Annotated in this window: 13 protein-coding genes; 9 read left to right on the top strand and 4 right to left on the bottom strand. The window is 74.0% G+C overall.

Annotation, left to right across the window (positions count from 1 at the left end; translation table 11 throughout):
• The 8 genes from ABZ896_RS49270 to ABZ896_RS49235 form a co-directional block, all read left to right on the top strand.
• Positions 1-394: aminotransferase class III-fold pyridoxal phosphate-dependent enzyme (locus ABZ896_RS49270; protein ID WP_360944844.1), on the top strand; the 394-nt coding region annotated here is incomplete at its 5' end.
• A 16-nt stretch (positions 395-410) separates the two neighbouring features.
• Complete coding sequence (locus tag ABZ896_RS49265) at positions 411-857, top strand: SRPBCC family protein (RefSeq protein WP_360944841.1); 447 nt, start codon at positions 411-413, stop codon at positions 855-857.
• Positions 854-1,948 (top strand): SDR family oxidoreductase, encoded by a 1,095-nt coding sequence (locus tag ABZ896_RS49260; protein ID WP_360944838.1) that lies wholly within the window; start codon positions 854-856, stop codon positions 1,946-1,948. The genes ABZ896_RS49265 and ABZ896_RS49260 overlap by 4 nt, the downstream gene beginning before the upstream one ends.
• Entirely contained in the window at positions 1,945-3,261 is a 1,317-nt protein-coding gene (locus tag ABZ896_RS49255) for a hypothetical protein (RefSeq protein WP_360944835.1), read from the top strand. The genes ABZ896_RS49260 and ABZ896_RS49255 overlap by 4 nt, the downstream gene beginning before the upstream one ends.
• 28 nt (positions 3,262-3,289) lie before the next feature.
• The gene (locus tag ABZ896_RS49250; protein ID WP_360944832.1) at positions 3,290-3,433 is read left to right on the top strand and encodes a hypothetical protein; all 144 of its coding nucleotides are present in this window, start codon (positions 3,290-3,292) and stop codon (positions 3,431-3,433) included.
• On the top strand, positions 3,433-4,767 hold the full coding sequence (locus ABZ896_RS49245; protein WP_360944829.1) for an O-acetylhomoserine aminocarboxypropyltransferase/cysteine synthase family protein: 1,335 nt from the start codon (positions 3,433-3,435) through the stop codon (positions 4,765-4,767). Before ABZ896_RS49250 ends, ABZ896_RS49245 begins: the two co-directional genes overlap by 1 nt.
• Before the next feature lie 95 nt (positions 4,768-4,862).
• Positions 4,863-5,693 (top strand): gamma-glutamyl-gamma-aminobutyrate hydrolase family protein, encoded by an 831-nt coding sequence (locus ABZ896_RS49240; RefSeq protein ID WP_360944826.1) that lies wholly within the window; start codon positions 4,863-4,865, stop codon positions 5,691-5,693.
• Positions 5,690-7,264, top strand: a complete 1,575-nt coding sequence (locus ABZ896_RS49235) for a homoserine O-acetyltransferase (RefSeq protein WP_360944823.1) — start codon at positions 5,690-5,692, stop codon at positions 7,262-7,264. Before ABZ896_RS49240 ends, ABZ896_RS49235 begins: the two co-directional genes overlap by 4 nt.
• A gap of 30 nt (positions 7,265-7,294) precedes the next feature.
• Here the strand turns inward: ABZ896_RS49235 and ABZ896_RS49230 are convergent, their stop codons facing one another.
• Both ABZ896_RS49230 and ABZ896_RS49225 read right to left on the bottom strand, forming a co-directional pair.
• On the bottom strand, positions 7,295-8,530 hold the full coding sequence (locus tag ABZ896_RS49230; RefSeq protein ID WP_360944820.1) for an MFS transporter: 1,236 nt from the start codon (positions 8,528-8,530) through the stop codon (positions 7,295-7,297).
• Positions 8,531-8,593: 63 nt separating this feature from the next.
• Positions 8,594-9,640 (bottom strand): LacI family DNA-binding transcriptional regulator, encoded by a 1,047-nt coding sequence (locus tag ABZ896_RS49225; RefSeq protein WP_360944817.1) that lies wholly within the window; start codon positions 9,638-9,640, stop codon positions 8,594-8,596.
• A gap of 153 nt (positions 9,641-9,793) precedes the next feature.
• Between ABZ896_RS49225 and ABZ896_RS49220 the strand changes: the two genes are divergently transcribed.
• Positions 9,794-10,852, top strand: coding sequence for a cellulase family glycosylhydrolase (locus ABZ896_RS49220; protein ID WP_360944814.1), 1,059 nt, complete (start codon positions 9,794-9,796; stop codon positions 10,850-10,852).
• A gap of 148 nt (positions 10,853-11,000) precedes the next feature.
• Here the strand turns inward: ABZ896_RS49220 and ABZ896_RS49215 are convergent, their stop codons facing one another.
• Both ABZ896_RS49215 and ABZ896_RS49210 read right to left on the bottom strand, forming a co-directional pair.
• Entirely contained in the window at positions 11,001-11,651 is a 651-nt protein-coding gene (locus ABZ896_RS49215) for a response regulator transcription factor (RefSeq protein WP_360944811.1), read from the bottom strand.
• Positions 11,648-12,415 (bottom strand): sensor histidine kinase (locus ABZ896_RS49210; RefSeq protein ID WP_360944808.1); only part of this gene is annotated, 768 nt, incomplete at its 5' end. The genes ABZ896_RS49210 and ABZ896_RS49215, both read right to left, overlap by 4 nt.

Genomic DNA, 12,415 nt, shown 5'->3' with positions numbered 1-12,415 from the left:
GGTCCTGGCCTCCTCCTTCGCCGGCGGCGCGCTGGCCGGCCGGGTCGCGAGCGCGGTGGTGGACGTCGTACGGCAGGACGGCTTCCTCGACGAGGTACGGCGCCTCGGCGAGCACGCCCGCAAGCGACTCGGTGAACTGCTGCGCGACGACCCCCGGATCCGCGAGGTGCGCGGCGAGGGACTGATGATCGGTGTCGACACCGCCGCGCCCGCCGTCGCGGGCCAGGCCGTCTTGGAGGCCGCCAAACACGGGGTACTGCTGAGCTTCTGCCTCAGCAATCCCCGGGTCCTGCGCGTCTACCCGCCCGCGGTCATCGCCCCGGACGACCTCGACGAGGGGCTCGACGCGATCGCCGCGGCCCTCACCGCCGTACCGGAAACGCTTGTCCCCTGACCAGAAAGGCCGCACCGTGCCCGTAGTCCGTACCGAGGTCGACATCGACGACACCCCGCTGGACCACGTGTGGACCGTACTGTGCGATTTCGAGGCGCACGCGGGCTACATGGACGACGTCCTCGGCATCCGCTTCCTGGAACGCGGGGAGGGGACCGCGCTCAGCTCCTGGCGGGTGCTGCTCAACGGCAGTGAGCTGACCTGGGACGAGCGCGATGTGTTCACGCCCATGCGGCGCATCGACTTCGACCAGACCGAGGGGGACCTGGAGGTCTTCCGCGGATTCTGGGAGCTGGTCGAGACACCCACCGGGGTACGGGTGGTGCTGGAGATCGAGTTCGACATCGGCATCCCCTCGCTCGCCGCGGTCCTGGACCCCATCGGCATCCAGGCCATCGAGTCCAACTCCCGCAGCATGCTCGCCGCCATCCGGGACCGCCGCCCCGCTCCGGTGTCGCCGTGAGCGGCGCACGGCTGCTGGTCACCGGCATCGGGGGCGCGGTGGGCGGCGGGCTCGCCGAGGTGGTGGCACAGCGCGGGCCCTGGTCCGAGGTGGTCGGGGTGTTCAGCGGCGAGCGGTCCCGGGACGCTTTCCTGGCCACGGCCCCCGAGGCCGTCCGGGCGCGGATCCGGCCCGTCGTCCGCGACCTCGCCGACCCGCGGGCGACGGCGGCCCTGGCCCGTGAACTCGCCCCCGCGCAACGGACCGTGGTCGTCCACGCGGCGGCCAACGTCTCCTGGACGGCGTCCCTGGAGGCGGCCCGGCTCGGCAACGTCGAGATCACCCGCAACGTCGCCGATCTGGCTCGCGCGCTGGGCGTGGGCACCCGCCTCGTGTACGTCTCCTCGGCGTACACGGCGACGGACGGCTGGGAGTACCGCAACACCTACGAGGCCACGAAGGCGGAGGCGGAACGCCTGCTGCGCGCGGACTACGCGGACCTCGGCCCGGTCGTGTTCGCGTGCAGTCTCGTCGTGGGGCACAGTCGCACCGGCGTGATCGGCCGCTTCCACGGCATCTATCCGCTGCTCGGCCTCATCGAACGGCACGAGCCGCCGCTGCTGCCCGGCGGACGCGACCGCCGGATCGACATCGTCCCCGTCGACTGGGTCGCCACGGAACTCGCCGCTCTGCTCGAACGCGTGCTGTACGAGGGGCCGGTGGGCGATGTCGTCGCCGCGGCGGGGCCGGCCGCGCCCCGGCTCGGGGAGTTGGTCACCGGGGCCGTGGCGGCGCTGGACCGGGCGCGGGCGGCCGTCGGACGGGCTCCCGTACGGGAGGTGACGCTGGTGCCGTTCCGCCGCTGGGAGTTCCTGCGGCGCTCGCTGGACGCCTGGCAGGTGCGCGGGATCCCGATGCCGGACAAGGCGCTGCTGGACCGGCTGATCGGGGTGTACCGGCCGTACTTCGAGGACGACCGGGTGCTGCCGCCGAGCGGCACGACCACGGTGTGCCCGCCCTGGCCCGAGTACCTGGACGCCTCGGTCGCCCACTGGTTCGCCCGACGCGCCGCCGGCCGGACCCGGGCGCCGGCGCGGACGGTCTCCGGGTGACGACGCCGTGGCCCGGCCTCGTCGCGGTCGCGCTGCTCGGCGCGGTCGAGGCGCGGGAGGCCCGCACGACGCTGGCCGCGGTCGCGTCGGTGGACCGGGCGGGGATGGTGCGCGCGGCCGTCCTGCCGATGGTGACGGTGCTGGTGCTGGCGGCGGTGGGCACGGGAGTTCTCGTGGTTCTGCCGCACGTCTGGAGCGGTCCCGTGGTGCTGGTGGCCGGGCTTCAGTGGCTGACGTGGGCCGCACGCCGGGAGACGGGGGAGGTGCCGCTCCGCGACGAGGCGGCGCTGTACGACGCGGTGCGCGGCCGTGGAGTGGTGGGAGGTGCGGTCCTGAGGGCCGGGGCCGAGACGGTGGTCGTGGCGACGGGGGTCGCAGCGCTGGCCGGGGGCCGCCTGTGGTGGGTCCCGGCACTGGCCTTGCTGCTCGTCTCCGGCGCGCTCGCACCGGCCCTGCGCGGACGGCGCCCCACCCCCCGCCTCCCCGAACGCCCCGCCAAAGCCCTGATCGCCGTACTGCTGACCGCCCAGGGGACTGCGGCGGTCACCTCGGGCAGGGTCGGAGTGCTGCTCGCCTCGGTGATGTGCGGGGTCGGGCTCGTTGTGGTTGGCGCGTACGGGCGGGGGTGGGTTGGGTGGACGGGGTGGGTCGGGTGGGTCGGGCGGACAAGGTGGACACAGGGGACCGGGCGGACCGGGTGGGCCCGGCGGGCTGGGTGGATCACGCGGACCGGGCGGATCGAGCGGTCCGGTTGGACCCGGCGGGCTGGGTGGAATAACCGGACCGGGTGGGCTCGGTGGACCGGGTGGATCACGCGGACCGGGTGGACCGAGCGGTCCGGTTGGGCCCGGCGGGCTGGGTGGATTACGCGGACCGGGTGGGCTCGGTGGACCGGATTGGCCGGGTGGGTGGCGCGGGATCCAGGGGCTGCCCGGGCGAGCCGTATCGCTCGGACCGCCGGAGGCAGCCACGGCCTCGGCCCCGCGCGGACCGCCCATGCCCTCGGCCCGGCTCGGACCGCCCACGCTGTCGGCCCCGCCGAGATGGCCCGTGCCTCCCACGCCCCAGGTGCCACCGAGATGGCCCGTGCCACCCAGGCCCCCGGCGCCACCGAGACGGCCCGCGCCTCCCACGCCCCAGGTGCCGCCGAGACGGCCCGCGCCCCCCACCCCTGCGGCCCCGCCCAGCCGGTGCAGGGCCCACGACCCCACCCCAACCACCCCCACCACCCGGCCCCCTCACACCCCGCGAACCCCGCCCCCCGAAACCCCCACCCCCCACCACCGAGCCCTACGCGACTTCGTCCTCGGTGAGGATCTCGTCGTCTGGTGGGCCGCCGCCGTGCTGGTCCTGGCCGCGCACCTGCCGCCCCCGTCCGGCCTCGACCGCGTCCCCACCGCCCTGCTGCTGACCGTGTTGCTCGCCGCCCTGCTCGGCAGAACGGCGTGGCGCACCCGTACCGAACGACCCGGAGGAGACCGCTGATGCCGGACCACGACGCTCCCGCCCCCACCGCCCGCAAGACCTTCCGCACCGCCCGGTCCGCCACCATCCACGGCGGCTACGAGTGGCGCCTCGGCATCACCCCGCCGGTCGTCACCCCGATCTTCCAGACCGCCGCCTTCGAACTCCCCAGCACCGCCGCGGCCGCCGGGATCTTCGACCTCCAGCAGGACGGCCACGCCTACACCCGCCTGAACAACCCGACCTGCGATGTGCTGGAAGAACGCATGGCCGCGGTCGACGGCGCGGCGGCCGGCCTCGCCGTCGCCTCCGGCCAGGCCGCCATCGCCCTCGCCCTGCTCAATCTGTGCCAGGCGGGCGACAACATCGTCAGCTCCGACGAGCTGTACGGCGGCACCTGGAACCTGTTCGCCAACACCTTCGCCCGCTTCGGCATCGAGGTCCGCTGGGTGAGCCCCGGCAACCCGAAGAACTTCGCCGAGGCGGCCGACGAGCACACCCGCTGCTTCTTCGGCGAGACCCTGCCCAACCCCCGGCTGCGGATCTTCCCGATCGAGGAGGTCGCCGAACTCGCCGAGACCTGCGGGGTCCCGCTGGTCCTGGACAACACGATGCTGCCGTACGCCTGCCGCCCCCTGGAGCACGGCGCCCACATCGTCGTGTACTCGGCGACCAAGTACATCGGCGGCCACGGGTCCACCCTCGGCGGACTCATCCTCGACTCGGGCCGCTTCGACTGGGAGGCACACGCCGGCCGCCACCCCCTCCTCACCACCCCGGACCCGGCGCACGGGGGAGTCGTCTGGACCCGCACCGGAGGTGACCTCGACAGCCCGCTCGGCCGTTCCCCCTACCTCCTCAAGGCCCGCGAGACCCTGCTGCGCGACCTCGGCCCCTGCCTGAGTCCTTTCAACGCCTGGCTGCTGCTCCAGGGACTCGAGACACTGCCGCTGCGGATGCGCGCCCACGGCGACAACGCCCGCCGGGTGGCCGCCTACCTTCAGGCCCACCCGCGCGTCGCCTCCGTCCGCTACCCGGGGCTCGCCGAGGGCGAGGAGGCGCGGCTGACGGAGCGTTATCTCGGCGACAACGGCGGGCCGTTGGTGCAGTTCGAGCTGGAGGGCGGGCGGGAGGCGGGCTGCCGGTTCATCGAGTCGCTCCGGCTGGTCTCCCACGTCACGAACATCGGGGACGTCCGGTCGCTCGCCACCCACCCGGCCTCCACCACCCACGCCCAGCTCCCCGAGGCCGACCAGCTGGCCGCCGGGGTCACCCAGGGCTCCATCCGGCTGGCCGTCGGCATCGAGCACCTCGACGACCTCCTCGCCGACCTGGAAGGAGCGCTCACGGCATGACCGACGGAACGGGAAAGGGGGCTCTCGGCATGTCCGACGGAACGGGAAGGGGGGCTCTCGGCATGTCCGACGGAACGGGGAGGGGGGCTCTCGGCATGTCCGACGGAACGGGAAAGGGCGCTCTCGGCAGGTCCGACCGGTCCGGAGGGAGCGCTCGCGGCACGGCCCACCGACCACTCGTGGCCCTCGCCTGCGCGACCGAGACCTGGGACGGCGTGGCGCACGCAGCCGTCCGCCGCGCCTACGTCACCGCGCTCGAAGAGGCCGCGGGCTGCGCGGTGGTGCTGCTCCCGGGACCCGGTCTGCCGTCCGAGGTCCTGGACCGCTGCGACGGCCTCGTCCTCGGCGGCCACGAGAGCAACGTGGCCCCGGCCCACTACGCCGGTCCGCCCTGCCCGGGCCCCTTCGACCCCGACCGCGACGCCCTCGCCCTGCGCGCGGTCCGCAGGGCGGTCGCCGGCGGGCTCCCCTTGCTGGGGATCTGCCGCGGCCTCCAGGAGATCAACGTGGCCTACGGCGGCACCCTGCGCGCCCTGGGCACGGCCGCGCACCGGGAGGACGCGACCCTGCCCAGGGACGAGCAGTACCTGCCCGCCCACGAGGTGGCCGTGGCCCCCGACGGCCTCCTGCACCGGCTGCTCGGCGGCACCGACCGAGCCCGCGTCAACTCCCTGCACGGACAGGCGGTCGACACCCTCGCACCGGGGCTGCGCCGCGAGGCCGTCGCGCCCGACGGGGTCGTCGAGGCGCTGTCCGTGGCGGGGGCGCCGGCCTTCGCGCTCGGCGTGCAGTGGCACCCCGAGTGGTACGCGACCACCGACCCCGTCTCCCGTCGCCTCTTCGAGGCCTTCGGCGCCGCCGCGACCCGCCGGGCGACCACCCGCCCCGAACAGACGCCGGCCACACTCACGGGAGCCAAACGATGACCGACCTGACCGCTTCCGGTGTCTCGACCTCGGGTCTTCCTGCCTCCGGTGTCTCGGCCTCGGGTCTTCCTGCCTCCGGTGTCGCCGCGTCGGGTCTTCCGGCCTCCGGTGTCGCCGCGTCGGGTCTTCCGGCCTCCGGTGTCGCCGCGTCGGGTCTTCCGGCCTCCGGTGTCGCCGCGTCGGGTCTTCCGGCCTCCGGTGTCTCGGCCTCGGGTCTTCCGGCCTCCGGTGTCTCGGCCTCGGGTCTTCCCGCCCCCGGTGTCGCCGCCTCGGGTCTTCCGGCCTCCGGCGTCTCGGCCCCGGGTCTTCCCACTCCCGGCGCCCCCACCCCCGGTCTCCCCGCCCTCGGCATTTCAACCCCCGGCGCCCCCACCCCCGGCGCCCCAACCCCCGCCTTCCCCGCCCCGATGAGCCGCCACCAACGCACCGCCCTGCTCTTCCCGCCGCAGCGGCCGCTGTCTCTGGAAGCGGGCGGCACTCTCACCGACGTCCAGGTCGCCTACGAGGAGTACGGCCGCCCCGACCCGGCGCGCCCCAACACGGTGTTCGTCTGCCACGCCCTCACCGGCACCTCCCACGCCGCCCGGCACACCCCGGACGACCTGCCCGGCTGGTGGGAGGAGATGGTCGGGCCCGGCCGCCCGATCGACACCGCCCGCTTCCATGTCGTGTGCGCCAACGTCGTCGGCGGCTGCGCGGGTACGACCGGCCCCTGGAGCCCGGGACCGGCCGGTCAGCCCCTCGGCGCGGACTTCCCCGAGGTCACGGTCGGCGACATGGTGACCGTCCACCGGGAACTGCTCCGGCACCTGGGCGGCCCGGACCTGCACGCGGTGGTGGGCGGTTCGCTCGGCGGCATGCAGGCCCTGGAGTGGCTGCTGCGCCATCCCGGCGACGCCCGGCGGTTCCTGCTCGTCGCGACCGGGGCCCGGCTCTCCGCCGACGGCCTCGCCGCGCACGCCGCCGGACGCGCCGCCATCCGCTCCGACCCGGCCTTCGCCGACGGCCACTACGCCCGGCGCCCCGACGCCCGCGGACCCGTCGACGGCCTCGGCGTCGCCCGGATGATCGCCCACCTGACGTACATGTCCCCGGGCTCCCTGGCCACCAAGTTCGGCCGCCGGCAGCAGCCCCGCGCCTCCGCCGGGGGCGGCGCCTACGGCCCGTACGCCGTGGAGCGCTACCTCGAACACCAGGCCCGCTCCTTCGTGGCCCGCTTCGACGCCAACAGCTATCTGCGGCTCACCGCGGCGATGGACCGCTACGACGCCTTCGCCCGGCCCCCGGCCACGTTCCCGAAGATCCCCCGCACCCCGACCGCGCACCTCTTCAGCTTCGAGTCCGACCGGCTCTTCGGGGCGGCCGACACCGCGTACCTGACGGCCCGTCTCCACGAGCTGGGCGTCCCGCTCACCCACCACCGCGACCACTCCTCGCAGGCCGGCCACGACGCGTTCCTGCTCCGGGTCCCGGGCTACCTGCAAGCGGTCGCGACCGTCCTCGCCACTCCGCCGCGCACGGACCGACCCCTGTCGGTGGGGGCGGGCGCCCGCCCGGAGCAGGGGAGTTGAGCCCCGTCGAGCTCCCACCGCGTCACCGCGTCACCGCGTCCCCACGGTCTCCGCCGTCCGATGCCGCCGGAAGCCCGGAAACAGCACAAGCAGGCCGAGCATCGCCGCGACCGTCAGCGCACCGCCTCCCGAGACGGCCCACGTCGTCCCGAACGCCGCTCCCGCCACACCGTGCGCGAGGTCGCCCATCCGCGGTCCGCCCGCGGCGATCACGGTGTCGATCCCCTGGAGCCGCCCCCGCATCCCGTCCGCGACGGCGCTCTGGAGAACGGTCTTCCGGAAGACGCCCAGTGCCAGCAGCGCGCCCCCGGCCAGGAGCAGCCAGGCCACGGCCGCGGTCCGCGAGCGGCACAGCCCGAACCCGGTGATCGCCAGCCCCCACAGGGCCGCGGACCCGGCGACCGCGAGACCGTGGCGCCGGACCTGGGTGAACGCCCCGGAGAACAGCCCCGCCAGCACGCCGCCGGCGGACACGGCCGCGTACAGCATCCCGATGTCCGACGCGTGGAACGTCTCCTTCGCCAGCTGAGGAAAGAGCGCCGTGGGCAGGCCGAGGCACAGCGCCGCGAAGTCGGCGAGGTAGACGGCCGGCAGCACCCGATGCCGTACGACGAGACGCACCCCGTCGGCGATGCCCCGCAGCCCGCCGTCCGGCCGCCGCCCGCCCGCGCATGCCGGGGGGAGGGGCGGCAGCCGCCACACCGCCCACAGGGTGGCGCACACCGCCGCCGCGTCCGCGAGGTAGAGGGTCCGGCCGCCCACGGCCGGGTACAGGAAGCCGGCGAGCAGGGGACCGGCGATCCCGGCAGACAGGACGACCGTGGCCTGGAGGGAGTTGGCCGCGGGAAGCAGCTCGCCGGGGACCAGCCGGGGAGTGACGGCCCGGCCCACCGTGGTGTTGACGCCGAACAGGGCCTGCTGGACGGCCACCAGCACGAGCAGCACCCCGACCGACCGCAGGTCCGCCCAGGCCTGCGCCCCCAACAGCAGGGATGTCAGGGCGATTCCGAGCGTGGTCGCCAGCAACAGCCGTCGCCGGTCCCGGACATCGGCGAGCGCTCCTCCCCACAGGGCGGCCGCGGCCATCGGGAAGAGGCCGGCCAGCGCGGCCAGCCCCACCCAGGCCGACGAGCCGGTCACCTCGTAGATCTGCAACGGCACGGCGACGGCCGTCAGTTGGGCGCCCAGCGAGGTCACGATCCCGGTCGCCCACAACCGCCGGAACGTGCCCACCCGCAAGGGCCGTACGTCGACCAGCACCCGCATCCCGTGTCCCTCCGCCCGCAGCCGATCCGCAGACCGAGCCTGCGGGCTCCCCTTGGGGCAAGGTCAACAAAGAGGCGGCGCCGTACTCCCGCGCACCACCAGGCTCGTCGGGACGAGATCCGTGCCCGGACTGGAGCCGCCGTGGGTGCGGATCTGCTGGAGGACCTTCTGGACGCAACGATGGCCCACCTCGGCGAAGTCCTGGCGGACGGTGGTGAGGGGCGGCACGAAGTACGCGGCCTCCGGCAGGTCGTCGAACCCGACCACGCTCACGTCGTGCGGCACCGAAAGACCCCGCTCGTGGAAGGCCCGCAGCAGCCCCAGCGCCATCTGGTCGTTGGCCGCGAACACCGCCGTGCAGTCCGGCGGTTGGGCGAGCTCCAGCCCGGCCGCGTACCCCGACTCCGCCGACCAGTCCCCGTACAGCGGCGGCGGCACCACACACCCCGCCTCCTCCAGCACCGTCCGCCAGGCCTGCGTCCGGCGCTGCCCCGCGAAGGACGTCTGCGGCCCGGTCACATGCCACACCGTGCGATGCCCCAGCTCCAGCAGATGCCGTACGGCCTTCCGCGCGCCGTCCGCCTGGTCGGTGTCGACCACGCTGTAGCGGTCGCCGGCGTCGGAGTCCACCACGACCACATGCACCCCGGGCGGCAGTTGCACCGTCCCGGCGTCGAGCAGATGCACCTCCATGATGACGATCACCGCGTCGACCGCCAGCTCGCCCATCCTGGTGAACGCACCGAGGACGTTGTCCTGCGTCGGCACGTCGATGGGGATCAGCGTGATCGCGTACCCCTCGGCGGCCGCGTGCGTCGCGATCGCCTCCACCGTGCGGCTGTTGCCCGTGGAGGAGAGGCTGAACAGGATCACGCCGATGGTGTTGAACTGCCCGTACCGCAGCGCGCGGGCCGCGCTGTTGGGCCGGTAGCCCAGCTCCCGCATCGCGGCGAGCACCTGCTCCCGCGTCGCGTCCACGACCCCGGGATGGCCGTTGGAGACCCGGGAGACCGTCTGGGACGACACTCCGGCGAGCTGGGCGACATCCGCCATGGACACCCGCTGCTTGCGCCGCCCGCCCGGGACACCGGACCCTCCGCGCTCCACCACTGGCGCCTCCTTCGACGTCGGCCGGCCGCGCACCTGTTGCGCACCGCACCGGATGTTACGTGTGTGAAACCTTGACGACCGCTGGGTCGGATGCCACGATTCCGGCGCCGTCATGTTTACGTAAACATGCTGTCATTGCGAAAGGGTTCGTCGATGCGCAAGACCCCTGTCTCCCCCCACCGCGCGTCCAGGCTGCGTGCCGCCTTCGTCGCGGTCGCCGTAGCCGCCGTCACCGGTACGACCCTCGCGGCCGGCCCCGCCTCCGCCGCCCCGCCGAGCATCGACACCACGCAGTTCAAGGGCGTCAACTGGGCCGACCCACGGGACAACTTCGCCGACGACGAGCTCCAGCTGTCCGGCCTGTCCACCTCGGACTCCTACGCCCAGACGTACGCCAAGTCCAGCCGCGTCATCTCGGCGTTCCGCGCCAACCTCGGCGCGAACACCGTCCGGCTGCCCATCAATCCGTACACCGTCAACGGCGCGTACTGGAAGTCGTACAAGGGCGTCATCGACGCGGCCACCGACCGCGGCTTCAAGGTCATCGTGTCCTACTGGGAGGGCACCGGTGACCGCAAGGACGGCTTCATCGACGACACGGCCACCTACTGGCCGATGTGGGACACCGTCGTCAAGACGTACAAGAAGAACCCCAGGGTCTACTTCGAGCCGATGAACGAGCCGCACGGCTACACCGACACCGAGTGGGCCGACATCGCCGCGAAGTGGCTCGCCACCTACCCCTCGGTGCCCCGCGACCGGGTCTTCGTCAGCGGCGCCGGCTACAACGACCACGTCACCACGGTCTGCGCCGACCCGCGCCTCAAGGGCACCTACCTCTCGCTGCACCACTACGGCTTCTGGAAGTCGTACGCCACCTACGACCAGTGGGTGGCCGACCTGAAGGTCCGTATCGGCGACTGCGCCAACCGGACCGTGGCCGACGAGTTCGGCGCCCCGATGACGACCGGCCTGGACTACAACGTGCCGACCCCGGACGACAACTACGTCAACTACGTCCAGGCCGTCACCGACACCTTCCGCGAGCTGAAGATGGGCTCGGTGTACTGGCCGGGCCTGCGCACCGACGACACCTACTCGATCCAGCAGCTGGTCGGCCCGTCCACCAGGCCCTGGCTGGAGACCACCAACCAGTCCGGCGCGGACCGCCTCGCCTGGGCCTGGGGCCGCGGCAAGCCCGTCCAGAAGTGACCCTGACGGGCCCCTGAACCCGGCGGCCGACCGCGGTGCCTGCACCCCGCGGTCGGTCGCCGTCTTTGCCCCCGATGGCCGAGTCGAGCCTTCGGGGCCGACCTCGCCGTGTTCGTGGCGACCTGGACGCAGGCCTGCGGGCGGCGCGTCAGACCAGCTCGATCAGCCCGAGCCGGACGGCCTCGCTGACGGTGCTGGCGCGGTTCTCGGTGCCGAGCTTGCGGTAGATCCGTACGAGATGGGTCTTCACCGTGGCCTCCGCCAGGAAGAGCGCGCCGGCGATGGCCCGGTTGCTGTGCCCCTGTGCGAGCAGCCGCACGACCTCGACCTCCCGCTCGCTCAGCGCCGGCACCTCCGCCGCACGCCCCACGACGCTCGCGGCGGCCTCCGGGGCCAGGGCCAGCCCTCCGGCCGCCGCGGCACGCACCGCGCGGAACAGTTCCTCGGGCGGGCCCGCCTTGAGGACGTACCCGCGCGCCCCCGCCTCCACGGCCCGCAGCACGTCGGCCTGGCTGCCGTAGCTGGTGAGCACGACGACCCGTACGCCCGCGTCGACGGCGAGGATCCGACGGGTCGCCTCGACGCCGTCGATGCCCGTGCCCGCCGCCCCCGGCTCCGTCAGGCGCAGGTCCATGAGCACCACGTCGGGGCCGAGCCGCTGGACCAGGCGCACCGCTTCGGTGCCGTCGCCGCTCTCACCGACCACGTCGAGACCGGGCTCGCCCTCCAACAGGGCGCGCAGACCGGCTCGTACGACGGTGTGGTCGTCGACGATCAGGATGCGCAGGGGCTCGCTCATCGGGCGCCCACCGGTACCCGGTCCTCCGCGCGCGACGCGTCCCGCAGCGACGCACGCACGCGTGTGCCGCGCCCCGGCGCGCTGTCGACGGTGAGCGAACCGCCCAGCGCGACCAGCCGCTCGCGGGCCGCGCCGAGCCCGAAGCCCCGGGAGTCCCCCGATGCCCGTACGGCTGCGGGATCGAAGCCCGTGCCGTCGTCGCGCACTTCGACGGACGTCGACCCCGGGTCGTCGTACACCAGGGTCACCTGGACGTGATCGGCGCGCGCGTGCTCGCACGCGTTGGCGAGGAGGCCCTGGGTGACCCGCAGCAGGGCCACGGCCTGCTCCGTGGGCAGCGGACAGGCGTCGTGCTCGGTGCGGAAGGAGACGCGGGGTGTCCCGGCCGTGGTGTCCGCGCGGGCGCACAGGTCGCGCAGCGCCGACTCCAGACCGTCCCTCGCGAGCACCGGCGGGGTGAGGTCGTGGATGATGCCGCGGGTCTGCGCCAGATGCTCGCCGAGCGCCTCGGTGACCGCCCCCACCTGTCGGCGGGCCGCCTCCGGACGGCGGTCCCAGTCGCGTTCGGCGGCCTGGAGGAGCATGCGGCTGCCGGCGATCTCCTGCGCGAGCGTGTCGTGCAGGTCCCGAGCAATCCGGGCGCGCTCCGCCAGCCGGCCCGCCTCGCGCTGCTGACGGGCCAACACGTCGATGCGCACCTGCGCGCAGAGCGCGTCATCGAGCAGCTCCTGCGAGCACCAACCGACCCCAGCGAAAGACTGCGG

The sequence above is a fragment of the Streptomyces sp. NPDC047072 genome (assembly GCF_040643855.1).
Lineage (GTDB): Bacteria > Actinomycetota > Actinomycetes > Streptomycetales > Streptomycetaceae > Streptomyces.
Note: the sequence above shows the minus strand (reverse complement) of the source record. Positions and strands in the feature narration are given on the sequence as shown.

What these genes read in the sequence shown, in the direction of transcription:
- ABZ896_RS49245 (WP_360944829.1), top strand. Translation starts at nt 3,433, where the DNA reads ATGCCGGACCACGACGCTCCCGCCCCCACCGCCCGCAAGACCTTCCGC.
- ABZ896_RS49240 (WP_360944826.1), top strand. Translation starts at nt 4,863, where the DNA reads ATGTCCGACGGAACGGGAAAGGGCGCTCTCGGCAGGTCCGACCGGTCC.
- ABZ896_RS49235 (WP_360944823.1), top strand. Translation starts at nt 5,690, where the DNA reads ATGACCGACCTGACCGCTTCCGGTGTCTCGACCTCGGGTCTTCCTGCC.
- ABZ896_RS49230 (WP_360944820.1), bottom strand. Translation starts at nt 8,530, where the DNA reads ATGCGGGTGCTGGTCGACGTACGGCCCTTGCGGGTGGGCACGTTCCGG.
- ABZ896_RS49220 (WP_360944814.1), top strand. Translation starts at nt 9,794, where the DNA reads ATGCGCAAGACCCCTGTCTCCCCCCACCGCGCGTCCAGGCTGCGTGCC.
- ABZ896_RS49215 (WP_360944811.1), bottom strand. Translation starts at nt 11,651, where the DNA reads ATGAGCGAGCCCCTGCGCATCCTGATCGTCGACGACCACACCGTCGTA.